At 74.1% G+C, this 13808-nt stretch carries 13 protein-coding genes; 2 read left to right on the top strand and 11 right to left on the bottom strand.

All coding sequences use genetic code 11. The annotated features are described in order from the left end of the window. Window position 1: 1 nt before the first annotated feature. Window positions 2-316, bottom strand: a complete 315-nt coding sequence (locus FH715_RS20650; RefSeq protein ID WP_139647537.1) for a trypco2 family protein — start codon at window positions 314-316, stop codon at window positions 2-4. A gap of 239 nt (window positions 317-555) precedes the next feature. Between FH715_RS20650 and FH715_RS20655 the strand changes: the two genes are divergently transcribed. Beyond that, complete coding sequence (locus tag FH715_RS20655) at window positions 556-1860, top strand: N-6 DNA methylase (RefSeq protein ID WP_170184783.1); 1305 nt, start codon at window positions 556-558, stop codon at window positions 1858-1860. Window positions 1861-1895: 35 nt separating this feature from the next. Here FH715_RS20655 and FH715_RS20660 read toward each other — a convergent pair whose 3' ends face one another. The 4 genes from FH715_RS20660 to fmt all read right to left on the bottom strand — a co-directional run bounded on the left by FH715_RS20660 (window position 1896) and on the right by fmt (window position 6164). Continuing rightward, complete coding sequence (locus FH715_RS20660; RefSeq protein ID WP_139647678.1) at window positions 1896-2882, bottom strand: sugar-binding transcriptional regulator; 987 nt, start codon at window positions 2880-2882, stop codon at window positions 1896-1898. Window positions 2883-2990: 108 nt separating this feature from the next. Further along, complete coding sequence (gene rpe / locus FH715_RS20665) at window positions 2991-3674, bottom strand: ribulose-phosphate 3-epimerase (protein WP_139647542.1); 684 nt, start codon at window positions 3672-3674, stop codon at window positions 2991-2993. 41 nt (window positions 3675-3715) lie between these two features. After that, complete coding sequence (locus tag FH715_RS20670; protein WP_139647544.1) at window positions 3716-5134, bottom strand: RsmB/NOP family class I SAM-dependent RNA methyltransferase; 1419 nt, start codon at window positions 5132-5134, stop codon at window positions 3716-3718. Window positions 5135-5231: 97 nt separating this feature from the next. Beyond that, window positions 5232-6164 carry a methionyl-tRNA formyltransferase gene (gene fmt / locus FH715_RS20675; protein ID WP_139647546.1) on the bottom strand — a complete coding sequence of 311 codons (933 nt, stop codon included), beginning with the start codon at window positions 6162-6164 and terminating at the stop codon, window positions 5232-5234. A 310-nt stretch (window positions 6165-6474) separates the two neighbouring features. Between fmt and FH715_RS20680 the strand changes: the two genes are divergently transcribed. After that, complete coding sequence (locus FH715_RS20680; protein ID WP_139647548.1) at window positions 6475-6978, top strand: hypothetical protein; 504 nt, start codon at window positions 6475-6477, stop codon at window positions 6976-6978. 77 nt (window positions 6979-7055) lie between these two features. Here FH715_RS20680 and FH715_RS20685 read toward each other — a convergent pair whose 3' ends face one another. The 6 genes from FH715_RS20685 to FH715_RS20710 form a co-directional block, all read right to left on the bottom strand. After that, entirely contained in the window at window positions 7056-9218 is a 2163-nt protein-coding gene (locus FH715_RS20685; RefSeq protein WP_139647550.1) for a primosomal protein N', read from the bottom strand. A gap of 71 nt (window positions 9219-9289) precedes the next feature. After that, the gene (metK, locus tag FH715_RS20690; protein WP_139647552.1) at window positions 9290-10498 is read right to left on the bottom strand and encodes a methionine adenosyltransferase; all 1209 of its coding nucleotides are present in this window, start codon (window positions 10496-10498) and stop codon (window positions 9290-9292) included. 191 nt (window positions 10499-10689) lie between these two features. Further along, on the bottom strand, window positions 10690-11901 hold the full coding sequence (gene coaBC / locus FH715_RS20695) for a bifunctional phosphopantothenoylcysteine decarboxylase/phosphopantothenate--cysteine ligase CoaBC (RefSeq protein WP_139647553.1): 1212 nt from the start codon (window positions 11899-11901) through the stop codon (window positions 10690-10692). A gap of 212 nt (window positions 11902-12113) precedes the next feature. Further along, window positions 12114-12386 (bottom strand): DNA-directed RNA polymerase subunit omega, encoded by a 273-nt coding sequence (gene rpoZ / locus FH715_RS20700; RefSeq protein WP_097229966.1) that lies wholly within the window; start codon window positions 12384-12386, stop codon window positions 12114-12116. A 59-nt stretch (window positions 12387-12445) separates the two neighbouring features. Next, window positions 12446-12997 carry a guanylate kinase gene (gene gmk, locus FH715_RS20705; RefSeq protein ID WP_139647555.1) on the bottom strand — a complete coding sequence of 184 codons (552 nt, stop codon included), beginning with the start codon at window positions 12995-12997 and terminating at the stop codon, window positions 12446-12448. Between the two features lie 282 nt (window positions 12998-13279). Continuing rightward, on the bottom strand, window positions 13280-13597 hold the full coding sequence (locus tag FH715_RS20710; RefSeq protein ID WP_097229968.1) for an integration host factor: 318 nt from the start codon (window positions 13595-13597) through the stop codon (window positions 13280-13282). Between the last annotated feature and the right edge of the window lie 211 nt (window positions 13598-13808).

The raw sequence follows: 13808 nt of genomic DNA on the forward strand, positions 1-13808 counted from the left end.
CTCACTCCTCGTCCCAGGACCCAGCGAGGTCGTCGCCGATCTCCGGCCCGGAGCCGCCGATGGCCCGGTCGTGGACCGACAGCCTCAGGGTCAGTCTGTGGGTACGTGCTGTGGAACGCTCACCGCTCACCTCCGCGGACGCGACGCCGAATGCGAGCTTGCCGTCGCCCTTGCCGCTGTCGCGTAACTCCAGAAGCAGTTCGAGCTCGACGTCCTCGATCCCGAACGCGAACTGTTGGCCGGACCCGACGGTCTGCGCCTCGTACAGCTCCTGCCGCAACTCCTCGATGGCCGCCGCCAGTCCGATTCCCGCCATCCCGCACTCCCCGCAGCGCTAGCCTTGATGGACCGAATTCACCGACACCCGTCACCGTACCGCTTCCGGAAGGGTACCGAGAGTGAGAGGAGTTGGTCCGCCCGATGTCACCCCCCGCGCAGGGGCCAATCATCCCGGCAGAACCGCCGGGCTCCCCCGCACACACTGAGGCCGCGGGGCTCTGGGACACCGTCGAGCGGGCGCGCGGCAGTGTCCCTCCGCCCCGGTACAAGGAGTTCGTGCTTTCCCTGCTCTTCCTCAGGGGTGCCTCCGAGATCCTCCGGAGGAGACGCGGCGAGGAACCCTCCTCTCAGGTACAGGCCACCAGCGTGACCCCCTGGTCCTCGCTCGCTGCCGACGCACGGAGAAAGGGCCTCGGCCAACGAGTCGACGCCGCGATGGACGGACTCGCCCGGGTTGATGCCTCCCTGAGCGGCGTTCCACTGACACGCTTCGGACACCGCTCCATCGAGGAACGACAACTGGCGGAGCTCGTCGCCATCGTCGACGGCCCGGACTTCGGCGATACAGCCGAGGCCGCACGGGAGAAGCTGGCTTCCCTCTTCGAGTACCTCCTCGAAAGACTCACCCGCGCTGAGGCCCGAAGAGCCGACGACATCTCCGTTCCTTCCTCGATTCCCCGCCTGGTCGTGAACCTTCTTGAGCCACGCTCGGGCCAGGTGTACGACCCGATCTGCGGCACAGGGGAGATGCTGGTGCGGGCCGCGGCCTTCGACGCCGTCAGGACCGTGCGCTCTCAGGCCGAGGTCTCGATCTACGGGCAGGAAGCCCGACGCTCGGCGTGGGGCCTGGCAAAGCTACGCCTCGCCGTCCACGGTATCGACGGCGATCTGGGCCACCGGGAGGCCGACGCCGCCGTCGACGACCTGCATCCCGATCTGAGGGCCGACTTCGTCCTGGCCGCGCCCCCTGTCCCACCCGTAGGCCGGTGGCCCGATGGCGGGCACAGCGCGTTCCGCACCAGCTCCGCCTGGCTCCGGTTGGCGGTCTCGAAGCTCAGCGAGCGCGGCACCGCCGGCGTTGTGCTCGCCGCCCCCTCCTCAGCCGCTGAACAGCGAGAGGAGGAAGCAACTGGCCGTGCCCTGGTCGAGGAGAACCTCGTGGACTGCGTGGTGGCGCTCCCCCCGCGGCTCTTCTCCACCACCGGCGTTCCGGCGCGTCTGTGGGTGCTTTCGAAAGGGCGGCAGCCACAGCACGGCATCACGCGCGACAGCCGCGAGCGAACGATCCTCTTCATCGATGCCACGGAACTCGGCTCAGTGGCCCCTGGAGGGCAGCTGTTCCTGAACGACACGGCACTCGACACGATCACGCGCGCCTACCACGCCTGGCGTGGCACCCCCTTCGGCAGCCTTCGTCAGCAGGGCTACGAGGACATCCCCGGCCTCTGCGCGTCGGCGGACCGGGAATCGGTGCGAGGCAACGGATACCGGCTGACACCCGCGCTCTATGTCCGCCCCGCCGCGGCCCCCGTCATGCGGCAGGAGCGTCGGACCAAGGATCTCTACGGCCTGTTCCGCTAGGGCACGTCCCCGCCGGCCCCCGCCCGCGGCGGCCCTCAGCGGTCGGGGTCGGCGCGGTCCAGGGCCGGGCAGGCCGGGGCCGGGGCCGGGGTGGAGAGCAGCAGGTCGGCGGCGGCGGCGTCGGTGACCAGGCTGGTGACCAGCCCGGAGCGCAGGACTGCGTCGATCGCGCCCGCCTTGCGGCGACCGCCGGCGATCGCGACCACCTCGGGCACCCGGCGCAGCCGCTCCGGCTCGACGGTGATGCAGCGTTCCCCCAGGTCGCGGCCGATGCGTCGGCCGTCGGACGAGAAGAGGTGCGCCGACATCTCGGCCGCGACGCCCAGCGAGGCGTAGTGGTCGCGCTCCTCCTTACCCAGCATGTCGTGGACGGTGGAGATCCCGGCCTCCCAGGTGCCGATGGAGACGGCGGCGATGGTGACCTTGTCGAAGTAGTCGAAGGCGGCGGCGATGCCCGGCTGGGCGCGGAGCGCCGCCGCGGTGCCGGCGTCCGAGAGCAGCATGGGCGCGTAGATGGGGTGGGCCTCGCCGCCGGAGACGTCGGCCGCCCTGCGGACCGCCTCGACCGAGCCGCGCTCGGCGCCCGCGTCGTAGACGCCGGTCAGCTGCACCACGGTGCACGGCGCCAGCTCGCGCAGCGCCGCCGCCATGTGGATGGTGGAGCGCCCCCACGCCAGGCCGAGCACGTCGCCCTCGGCGACCAGCTCCTCCAGCAACTCGGCGGCCACTTCGCCCAGATGCTCCGGGTCGGGGGTGTCGTCCGGTGCCTCCGTCGGTGACTCGGCGACCACGACGTGCCGCAGCCCGAAGTGGGCGCGCAGCGCGTCGGAGCGTTCCGCGTCCAGCTCGGACGGCACCCGGATCTCGATCCGGACCAGCTCCTGCTCGACGGCCGACTCCAGCACCCTGGCGACCTTGAACCGGCTGACCCCGAACTCGTCCGCGATCTGGATCTTGGACTTGCCCTCAAGGTAGAAGCGCCGTGCCATCGCCGCCGCCTGCATCAGCTCGGCGGGCCCCATCCTCGTGGCGGACCTTCCGGTCGGCACCGCACTCACCTCACTGTTCGTCGGACACTGTGTCCCCGGTCACGTTCCGCGTTCATCCTCGCAGAAGAAAGGCCGCCCCGTTCACCGGCCTTGGGCGTCCTCCCGGCTCCCGGCGGCGCGTTCGGCGGCGGCGCGCAGGCCGCGCACGGCGGCGGCCGGGTCGTCCGCGCCGTAGACGGCGGAGCCGGCGACGAAGACGTCGGCGCCGGCCTCGGCGCAGCGCTCGATGGTCTCGGCCGAGACCCCGCCGTCGACCTGGAGCCACATCGGCAGCCCGTGGCGTTCGATCAACGCCCTGGTGCGGCGGATCTTGGGGAGCATGATGTCGAGGAACGCCTGGCCGCCGAAGCCCGGTTCGACCGTCATCACCAGCAGCATGTCCAGCTCGGGCAGCAGGTCCTCGAACGGCTCGATCGGCGTGGCCGGCTTGAGCGCCATCGAGGCGCGCGCGCCCAGCGCGCGGATCTCCCTGGCCAGCCGCACGGGCGCGGCGGCGGCCTCGGCGTGGAAGGTCACCGACCCGGCGCCCGCCTCGACGAAGGCCGGGGCCCAGCGGTCGGGGTCCTCGATCATCAGATGGCAGTCCAGCGGGATGCCGGTCGCCTTCCGCAGGGACTGGACCACGGGCACGCCCAGCGTCAGGTTGGGCACGAAGTGGTTGTCCATCACGTCGACATGGAGCCAGTCCGCGCCCTCGACGGCGTTCGCCTCGTCGGCGAGGCGGGCGAAGTCGGCGGACAGGATGCTGGGGTTGATCTGGGCCATGCCCCCAGTATTCAACATCGGCCGGCCGGGGCCGGGCGCCGTCACCCCACCCTGCGCAGCAGCGCCAGATACATCGCGTCCGTGCCGTGGCGGTGCGGCCACAGCTGCACGTCGGGCCCGTCGCCCAGCTCGGGAACGCCGGGCAGCAGCGGGCGGGCGTCGACGCGTTCGACCGCGATGTCGGTCAGTCCCTTGAGGACGTCGGCGACGACCAGCCGGGTCTCGCTGAGGTGCGGGGAGCAGGTGGCGTAGCCGAGGACCCCGCCGGGGCGCAGCGCGGTGAGCCCGGCGCGCAGCAGGTCGCGCTGCTGGCCGGTGAGCCGGTCCAGGTCCTCCGGGCGGCGGCGCCAGCGGGCCTCGGGGCGGCGGCGCAGGGCGCCGAGGCCCGTGCAGGGCACGTCGAGCAGCACGCGGTCGAACGTGCCCGGCCGCCAGGCGGGGCGGGCGGCGTCGGCGACCAGCACCTGGTGGGGGCCGGGGTTGCCGGCCAGCGCGCGGGAGACCAACCGGGCGCGGTGTGGCTGGATTTCGCTGGCGACCAGGGCGGCGCCGCGTTCGGCGGCGAGGGCGGCGAGGAGGGCGGCCTTGCCGCCGGGTCCCGCGCAGCCGTCGAGCCAGCGGCGGTCGGGCCCCTCGGCGAGCGGCGCGTTGGCCAGGGCCAGGGCGACCAGCTGGCTGCCCTCGTCCTGGACGCCAGCGCGGCCCTCGACGACGGCCGGCACGGCGCCCGGCTCGCCGCCCTCGGCCAGCCGCACGGCCTGCGGCGACCAGCGTCCCGGCTCGGCGCCCTGGCCGGCCAGCAGCTCCTCAGGGGTGCTGCGCCCGGGGCGCGCGGCGAGCGTGACACGGGGGCGCTCGTTGTCGGCGACCAGCAGGCGTTCGACCTCCTCGCGCTCCCCGCCCAGCGCGTCCCACAGGGCGCCGACCACCCAGCGCGGGTGGGCGTGGCGCAGTCCGAGGTGGCCCTCGGGGTCGCGGTCGTAGGGGGGCGCCAGCAGCGTGATCCAGCCGTCCAGGTCGTGGGCGGTGACGCGGCGCAGCACGGCGTTGACGAACTTGGCGCGGCCGTCGCCCACCACGCAGCGGGCCAGCTCGACGGTCGAGCTCACCGCCGCGTGGGTCGGGACGCGGGTGGCCAGCAGCTGGTGGGCGCCGAGCGAAAGCACGTCGAGGACGGGCGGGTCGACCTCGCGCAGCGGCCGGTCCACGCACTCGGCGAGGACCGCGTCATAGGTGCCCTGGTGGCGCAGGGTGCCGTAGACCAGCTCGGTGACGAAGGCGGCGTCCCGGTCGTCGAGGGTGCCCTCCCGCTTGGCGCGGGCGAGCAGCGGCGGCAGCGCCAGGTTGGCGTAGGCGTCGCGTTCGTCCACCGCGCGCAGCGCCTCGAAGGCGAGGATGCGCGCGGGGTCCCGCTGGGGACGGTGGTAGGGCTTGGACGGGCGGCGCTGCCGACTGCTCACGGAACGTTGACTCCGACGGTGTGCGGGGAACGGGGTTCGCGGGCCCTCCGCGCGGGTGGCGGACGGCCGTTTGTCCAGGGTACGGGGCGCGGGCCGGTCAGCCGCCGAGTCGTTCGCCCTCGGTGACGCGCACCCCGCGCGCCCAGTCGGCGGCCGGCATGGGCCGCTTGCCCTGCGGCTGGACCCAGGCCAGCTCGACGGGGTGGGAGCCGGTGCCGACCCGCACGGTGCGCTTGTCGGCTCGCAACTCGCCCGGCTCCAGGGCGGGTTGGTCGGGGAGCTGGCTGACCTGGCGCAGCTTGATCCGTTCGCCGCGGAACGTGCTCCAGGCGCCGGGCGCCGGGGTGCACGCGCGCACCACCCGGTCGACGCGGACGGCGGGTGCCGTCCAGTCGACCTCGGCGTCGGCGACGTGGAGCTTGGGCGCGAGGCTGACGCCCTCGGCCGGCTGGGGTCGCGGGACGAGGGTGCCGTCCTCGATGCCGTCCATGGTGGCGGCCAGCAGCCCGGAACCGGCGAGCGCCAGCCGGGTCAGCAGGTCACCGCTGGTGTCGAGAGGGCGGACCTCCTCGGTGACCACGCCGTAGACGGGTCCGGAGTCCAGGCCCTCCTCGATCTGGAAGGTGCTCGCGCCGGTCATCTCGTCGCCGGCGAGCAGCGCGTGCTGCACGGGCGCGGCGCCGCGCCAGGCGGGCAGCAGCGAGAAGTGGAGGTTGACCCAGCCCCGGGCCGGCACGTCGAGCGCGGCCCTGGGCAGCAGGGCGCCGTAGGCGACCACCGGGCAGCAGTCGGGGGCGATCTCGGCCAGCCTGGCCAGGAACTCGGGCTCCTTGGGGCGGCGGGGGCGCAGGATCTCGATCCCGGCCTCGGCGGCCCGGTCGGCGATCGGGCTGGCGACCAGCCGGCGGCCACGGCCGGCGGGAGCGTCGGGGCGGGTGACCACGGCGACGACCTCGTGCCGGTCGGACGCCAGCAGGGCGTCCAGCGCGGGAACGGCGACCTCGGGGGTGCCTGCGAAGACCAGCCTCATTCTGCGCTCCTCAGCGGTGGTGCGAGCCTCATCGTGCGTGGGTGACCTCTCGGACGAATCTCCAACGGAACCCCGGCGAACGGGGTGAGCGCCCGCAGAGTCTACGTTCCACGGCGAGGTGGTGCGCCCGGGGGCATCGGGGGGCGCAGGGTCGGTGGGCGTGCGCTCCGCCGTGTTGACGATGCGCGGCGAGGGCGTGACCCCGGCGCCTTGTGACGCGTTGGGCAAGGGAGTCGGTCAATGGATGTTGACCGTCGGCGGGGCCGCCACGCCCTGTCCCTTCCTTTCCGCCGGTTCGAGAGGCTTGTTCATGGCCGACCACGCCACCCCTGACGCTCAGGCGCGGGCCAGCCTGCATCTGCTGGTACGCGATATCGAGCGGGTACGCCGCCAGGTGGACGCCCTGCGTACGCTCACCGCGCAGTTGGGCAACGTCTACCGACCACGCCGCACCGGCCCCTCGGCCGGTTTCGTGGTCTACGGCCGCGCTCCCGCGCCCACCGTGCGACTGGCGCAGGAGTTGCGCGACAGCGTCGAGGCGCTGGTCACGGCGGCGGTCGACTTCGACCGTTCGCTGGGCTTCTCCTGGGACGCGGTGGGTTCGGCGCTGGGGGTCACCAAGCAGGCGGTGCACCGGCGTTACGGCGCGCGGCGGCCGGTGTCGCCGCCGCCGGCCGGGGGACGGGAGGCCCCGGTCGGCACGGTGAGCGCCCCCGCGGTCCCGGCGGCGCGCCGGGCCCAGCCGGCGCCGACCGCCGCCGCGCAGGCGTCGGGGTCCGAGGCGCACAGTCTTCCCGGCCAGCGCGGCGGCTGACCGCGCTCGGCGCGGACCGGTCCCGGCCGGCCGGGAGCCGCCGTCGTCCCGCCCGCCGGCGCCCGGCCGGTGGGCGGTCAGCCGATGTCGTCCGGGTCCATCCGGACCCAGGCCGGGGGCCCCTCGCGGTGGGTGAGGCGGTGGGCCCGCGCCGTCTTCAGCGCGGCGGCCAGCGCGCCGCCCTCGTCGGGGGGGACGCGGACCAGCACGCGGTCCCACTGCTCGCCGGCCGGCGGCTCCCCCGTCCTGCGGGGGCGCCCGGCCGGGGGTACCGGCAGCGGCACCGGGCCCAACACGTCGGCGGTGGAGGGGAGTTCGGCGACGGAGAGCAGCCCGGCCACCGCCTCGGGCGGCCCCGTGACCGCCGCCATCCGGGAGACCGGTGGGAAGCCGAGCGCCTCCCGGTCGGCCAGCTCGCGCAGCGCGTGCCCGGCCGGGTCCCAGCGGACCAGCGACTGCACCGGCCGCAGCGTCGGCTCCGCCAACGCCACCGCGACGCCGCCCGCTTCCCGCCCCCTGGCCAGCGCAGCCGCGTTGAGCCAGCGGCGCAACGCCTCCTCGCCGGCCCGCAGGTCGGGGCGGCCCAGCAGCGCCCAGCCGTCGAGCAGCAGCACGGCCGCGTAGCCCGGGCCCTCGGCGACCGGCTCGGCCCCGGGGGTGCTGACGACCAGCGCCGGCTCGTCCGGCACGGTGGCCAGCACATGGTCCCGGCCCGAGGTGCGCACCGGCACACCGGGGAAGGCGCGGCCCAACTCCTCGGCGGTGCGCCGCGCGCCGATCACCACGGCCCGCAGCCGCGGCCCGCCGCACTCCTCGCAGTGCCAGTCCGCCCGGGCCGTGCCGCACCAGCCGCAGCGCAGCTCCTCCCCCTCGCCGACCGACACCAGCGGCCCCCGGCAGCCCGCGCAGCGCGCCGGCTCGCGGCAGCGGGCGCAGGCCAGCCGGGGCGCGTACCCGCGGCGCGGCACCTGGACCAGCACCGGCCCGCTGGCCAGCCCGTCGCGCAGCGCCCGCCAGGCCAGCGTCGGCAGCCGCGCGAACCGCGCGCCCTCGTCCCGCGCCTCGTCCTCCTCCGCGACGGTGCGCAGCAGCGGGGCGGCCGTGCGGAGGGTCTCCCGCGCCGGCGCCAACGGCCTGGCCCAGCCGCCGCGCACCAGCCGCGCCGCCTCGGCCGAGTGGGCGTGGCCGCCCAGCAGCAGCCCCGCGTCCTGCTGGGCGGCGCGCAGCAACAGCACGTCGCGGGCGTGCGGTTGGGGCGCGTGCACGTCGCGGTGTGCCGGGTCGCCGTCGTCCCAGAGGGCGACGAGCCCCAACGAGCGGACCGGCGCGAACATCGCGGCCCTGGTGCCGACGACGCAGCGCACCGCCCCCCGGTGGAGGGTGAGCCACCGCCGGTAGCGCGCCTCGGGGCCGGAGTCGGCGGTCAGCAGCACATGGTGGCCGGCGCCGAGCAGCGCGGTCAGCGCCTCGTCGACGCGGGCGGCGGCCCGGCCGTCGGGCAGCACGGCGAGCGCCCCGCGCCCGGAGGCGAGGGTGGTGGCCAGCGCGGTCGCCAGCTCCGCCGGCCACCCGGGGCCCGGGAGCGCGCTCCACACCGCTCGGGGCACGCGCCCCTCGGCGAGCGCCGTCAGAAAGGCAGCGCCGTGCGGGTAACGCGTCCATCCGCCGGGCTCGGGCAGCTCGGGCGGCGGGGCCGGCTCGGGCGTCGACGCGCGTTCGGCCCTGGCCATCCGGGGCGGGATCGCCAGCCGCACCACGTCGGCCAACGCCCCGGCGCAGCGGTCGGCGACGGCGCGGCAGAGCGCCAACAGCTCGGGGGTGAGCACCGGTTCGGGCGAGAGCACCTGCGCCAGCGGGGCGAGCACCCCGGTGAAGTCGCTGTCGGCGCGGCGCTCCACCACGTACCCGTTGACCAGGCCGCCGCCCTCGCGTCTCCCCTCGCGCTGGCCCGCGCCGAACCGGACGCGGACCCTGACGCCGGGCCGCGCGTCGGCGTCGAGCGCGGCGGGAACCGCGTAGTCGAAGCAGCGGTCGAGATGGATCAGCCCCTTGTCGACCAGGACGCGGGCGACCGGGAGCCGCTCGGCGAGCGGGGCGTTCCGCCAGGTCCTGGGCCTGGCCCGGGGCAGCGCGCGCTCCCGGACGGCGGCCCTGATCAACGCGAGCTGCTCGGGCCCCTCCTCGGGGTGCGACTTCTCCGGACGGTCCTCCGGACGCGACGAAGCGCCGGCCTCACTCATCCGGCCAGTACATCAGACGGCTCGGACAGTGCGGCCGGCGCTTCGCCGGCGAAGGCCCCGGGGCCGCCGGCTCAGAGCCCGGCGGCGGTGCGCAGCGCGTCCACGCGGTCGGTGCGCTCCCAGGTGAAGTCGGCCAGCTCACGGCCGAAGTGGCCGTAGGCGGCGGTCTGGGCGTAGATCGGGCGCATCAGGTCCAGGTCGCGGATGATCGCGGCGGGGCGCAGGTCGAAGACCTCCGTGATGGCCTGCTCGATCCGCTCGGCCGGGACGGAGGCCGTGCCGAAGGTCTCGACAAAGAGGCCGACGGGCTCCGCCTTGCCGATGGCGTAGGCGACCTGCACCTCGCAGCGGGTGGCCAGGCCGGCGGCGACCACGTTCTTGGCGACCCAGCGCATGGCGTAGGCGGCGGAACGGTCCACCTTCGACGGGTCCTTGCCGGAGAAGGCGCCGCCGCCGTGGCGGGCCATGCCGCCGTAGGTGTCGATGATGATCTTGCGTCCGGTCAGCCCGGCGTCGCCCATCGGGCCGCCGATCTCGAACCGGCCGGTCGGGTTGACCAGGAGGCGGTAGTTCTCCGTGTCGAGCTTGATGCCGTCGGTGAGCAGCGCCTTGAGCTCGGGCTCGACCACGAACTCCTGGATGTCGGGCGCCAGCAGCGAGTCGAGGTCGATGTCGGAGGCGTGCTGGCTGGAAACCACCACGGTGTCCAGGCGGGCGGCCTTGTCGCCGTCGTACTCGATGGTGACCTGGGTCTTCCCGTCGGGGCGCAGGTAGGGAATGGTGCCGTTCCTGCGGACCTCGGAGAGGCGGCTGGAGAGGCGGTGCGCCAGCCGGATGGGGAGCGGCATCAGCTCGGGGGTCTCGTCGCAGGCGTACCCGAACATCAGGCCCTGGTCGCCCGCGCCCTGCTTCTCCAGGTCGTCCTCGGTGCCGCCGACGCGGGACTCGTAGGCGTCGTCGACGCCCTGCGCGATGTCGGGAGACTGGGCGCCGATGGACACCGAGACACCGCAGGAGGCACCGTCGAAGCCCTTCTTCGACGAGTCGTAGCCGATCTCCAGGATCTTGTTCCGCACCAGGGTGGCGATGTCGGCGTAGGCCTTGGTGGTGACCTCACCCGCGACATGGACCAGTCCGGTGGTGATCATGGTCTCGACGGCGACCCGGGAGGCCGGGTCCTCGGTGAGAAGGGCGTCCAGAATGGTGTCGCTGATCTGGTCGGCGATCTTGTCCGGGTGGCCCTCGGTCACGGACTCTGAGGTGAACAGACGACGGGACACAACGCTCCCTGGGGTTGCAGCGGCTGCTGACTATGCTTCCGAGCCCGGTGGGACCCGACTCGGCATCGCACAGTGTATCCGCAGAGGGCTCCTCGGGCAGAGTGATCCACGGATGGATTCCGGCGCGCACCTCGGACGCGCACCCCGGCGTACGCGCCGGCGAGCGCCGGCGGACACGCCGCCGGGGGCGTTCAGCGCGTCGGGGAACGGCGCAGCACGGCGTCCCAGAGCCGGTCGGCGAGGGCTTCCTTGGGTCCGAGCGGGACGGGGGTCTCGCCGCCGTCGGCGTCCAGGATGACGGCCTCGTTCTCGTCGGTGCCGAACGCGAGCCCGCCGCCGACCTCGTTGACCACCAGCAGGTCGCAGCCCTTGCGGGCGAGCTTGGCGCGCCCGCCGGCCAGCACGTTCTCCGTCTCGGCGGCGAAGCCGACGACCAGCTGTCCCGGGCGGCGCTCGGCGGACAGCTCGGCCAGGATGTCGGCGTTGCGCACCAGCGCGATGGGGTCGGGCTCGACGCCGTCGCGCTTCTTGATCTTCTGCCCGACGGTGTGGGCCGGACGGAAGTCGGCGACGGCCGCCGCCATCACCAACACGTCGGCCCCGGCAGCCTCCCGGCGCATCGCGGCGCGCAACTCCTCGGCGCTGCCGACGCGTTCCACCCGGACGCCGGCGGGGTCCGGCAGCGCGGTGTTCGCGGCGACCAGGGTGACCTCGGCGCCCCTGGCCTGGGCGGTGCGGGCCAGGGCGTAGCCCTGCTTGCCCGAGGAGTGGTTACCGAGATAGCGGACCGGGTCCAACGGCTCCCTGGTGCCGCCCGCGCTGATCACCACGCGGCGGCCGGCCAGGTCGGCGGTCTCGGCCGCCGCGCCGCGCGCCAGCACGCGGCGGGCCACGTCGAAGAGCGCGGCCGGGTCCGGCAGCCGGCCCTTGCCTGTGTCGGCGCCGGTCAGCCGGCCGACGTCCGGCTCCACGACCAGCGCGCCGCGCTCGCGGAGGGTGGCGACGTTGGCCACGGTCGCCGGGTGCTCCCACATCTCGGTGTGCATGGCGGGGGCGAGGACGACGGGGGCGCGGGTGGTCAGCAGCACGTTGGTCAGCAGGTCGTCCGCGCGCCCGGTGGCCGCCCTGGCCAGCAGGTCGGCGGTGGCGGGCGCGATCACCACGAGGTCGGCCTCCCGGCCGATCCGCACGTGCGGCACCTCGGCCACGTCGTCCCAGACCTCGGTGTGGACGGGGCGCCCGGAGAGCGCCGCCCAGGTGGGGGCGCCGACGAAACGCAGCGCGGAGGCGGTGGGCACCACGCGCACCGCGTGTCCCGACTCGGTGAACAGGCGCAGCAGCTCGCACGCCTTGTAGGCGGCGATGCCGCCGCCCACGCCCAGCACGACCTCGGGCCGACCCATGGCCTGTCCCCTTTCCCTGGAGTTTTCCCTGGAGTCCGGAGCCCCCGCGCGCACGGCGAGGGAAAGGCCCGGTGAACGGGCCACTCGCGCGGATCCCCGCGCCCCCGGGCTTCGGGGACACGGGGAACCGCGCGCGTCACGAGTGGCGGACCGCCGACGGCAACGGCGCCGAGGCCCGTGGAACGGGCACGGGGCCGCGCTCCGGAAGAGGGCTAGTCGGTGGCGCCCTCGATGGCCTCGGAGGTGAGCAGACCGGCGTTGATCTCGCGGAGCGAGATGGACAGCGGCTTCTCGTGGACATGGGTGTCCACCAGCGGCCCGACGTACTCCAGCAGGCCCTCGCCCAGCTGCGAGTAGTACGCGTTGATCTGGCGGGCCCGCTTGGCCGCGTAGATCACCAGGCTGTACTTGGAGTCGGTCGCCTCAAGCAGCTCGTCGATCGGCGGGTTGATGATGCCCTCGGGCGTGGTGATGGAAGAGGACACGCTCTGCCTTCCGGTGGGTTTCGGGGGACCTCGGCCGATGGACGGCGCGGCCCCCGGGATCAGCGAATCAAGGCTAGCAGCTCGGCGGAGACCTCCTCGACGGAGGTGTTGACGAGCGTCACGTCGAACTCCGTCTCGGCCGCCAGCTCGGTCCTGGCCGCGGCCAGCCGGCGCTCGACGACCTCGGGCGCCTCGGTGCCCCGGCCGGTGAGCCGGCGGACCAGCTCGTCCCAGCTGGGCGGGGCGAGGAAGACCAGCCGGGCCTCGGGCATGGACTCCCTGACGAGTCTCGCGCCCTGGAGGTCGATCTCCAGGAGCACCGGCTCCCCGGCCTCCAGCCGCTCGACGACGGGGCGGCGCGGCGTGCCGTAGCGGTTCCCCGCGAACTCGGCCCACTCCAGCAGCTCGCCGTTGGCGACCAGCTTGTCGAACTCCTCGTCGCCGACGAAGAAGTAGTGGGTGCCGTGCCGCTCCCCCGGCCGCGGATGGCGGGTGGTGGCGGAGACGGAGAGCCACACCTCCGGGTGAGCCTTGCGCATATGAGCGACGACCGTGCTCTTGCCGACCCCCGAGGGGCCGGAGAGCACGGTCAGTCGCGGACGATCGGTCATACCGACGATTATCCCGCTTCCCGCGTCGATGAGGAAAATCCCGTCACCGAGCGCGGAGGGATCGGCCGGGGTGTGGAGACTGGGCACGTCGTCGGGATCCTCGTGGATCGGCGCGCGACCTCACCGGCCGCACGGCCGGGGCGGTCCCCCCGCGGCGACTCGGTGCGTCCCCGAACCCGCCGGGCCCGGGGGAACCGAGTCGCGCCCCGGACGCGGTTCCGGGGCGGGGGTCACCCCCGGGCGACACCCGGGGGGACCACGAAGAACCGAAGGACGCGCGACCTACGCGCTGCCGAACTCGCGTTCCAGGGACGCGATCTGGTTGGAGCCGAGCCCGCGGACCCGGCGGCTCTCGGAGATGCCGAGCCGCTCCATGATCTGGCGGGCGCGGACCTTGCCGACGCCGGGCATCGACTCAAGAAGGGCGCTCACCTTCATCTTGCCGATCACGTCGTTCTCCTGGCCCTGCTTGATGACCTCTTGCAGGGAGGCGCCGGAGTGCTTGAGCCGATTCTTGACCTCGGCGCGCTCCCGGCGAGCCGCGGCGGCCTTCTCAAGCGCGGCTGCGCGCTGTTCAGGGGTAAGGGGCGGAAGAGCCACGCCTACGTCACCTCGGGTGTCGAACTGGTCGGATACGGAACGGTGAGGAACCTAGTGGCCCTTCACCAGCGGAGCAACGAGCAACGCGCTCGGCTGCTCCGCTCTCGACGGAGACTAGCGGCCGGGACGGCAATAAGTCAGGGAGAATCGACAAAAAGTCCAGGTCAGCTACAGAGCTTCAGCGACATGTCGGACATATACCCACGGTTTT

Source organism: Streptomyces sedi (genome assembly GCF_006335015.1).
In the GTDB taxonomy this organism is placed as follows: Bacteria; Actinomycetota; Actinomycetes; order Streptomycetales; family Streptomycetaceae; genus Streptomyces; species Streptomyces sedi.

What these genes read in the sequence shown, in the direction of transcription:
- FH715_RS20650 (WP_139647537.1), bottom strand. Translation starts at nt 316, where the DNA reads ATGGCGGGAATCGGACTGGCGGCGGCCATCGAGGAGTTGCGGCAGGAG.
- FH715_RS20660 (WP_139647678.1), bottom strand. Translation starts at nt 2,882, where the DNA reads ATGGGGCCCGCCGAGCTGATGCAGGCGGCGGCGATGGCACGGCGCTTC.
- rpe (WP_139647542.1), bottom strand. Translation starts at nt 3,674, where the DNA reads ATGGCCCAGATCAACCCCAGCATCCTGTCCGCCGACTTCGCCCGCCTC.
- fmt (WP_139647546.1), bottom strand. Translation starts at nt 6,164, where the DNA reads ATGAGGCTGGTCTTCGCAGGCACCCCCGAGGTCGCCGTTCCCGCGCTG.
- FH715_RS20680 (WP_139647548.1), top strand. Translation starts at nt 6,475, where the DNA reads ATGGCCGACCACGCCACCCCTGACGCTCAGGCGCGGGCCAGCCTGCAT.
- FH715_RS20685 (WP_139647550.1), bottom strand. Translation starts at nt 9,218, where the DNA reads ATGAGTGAGGCCGGCGCTTCGTCGCGTCCGGAGGACCGTCCGGAGAAG.
- coaBC (WP_139647553.1), bottom strand. Translation starts at nt 11,901, where the DNA reads ATGGGTCGGCCCGAGGTCGTGCTGGGCGTGGGCGGCGGCATCGCCGCC.
- gmk (WP_139647555.1), bottom strand. Translation starts at nt 12,997, where the DNA reads ATGACCGATCGTCCGCGACTGACCGTGCTCTCCGGCCCCTCGGGGGTC.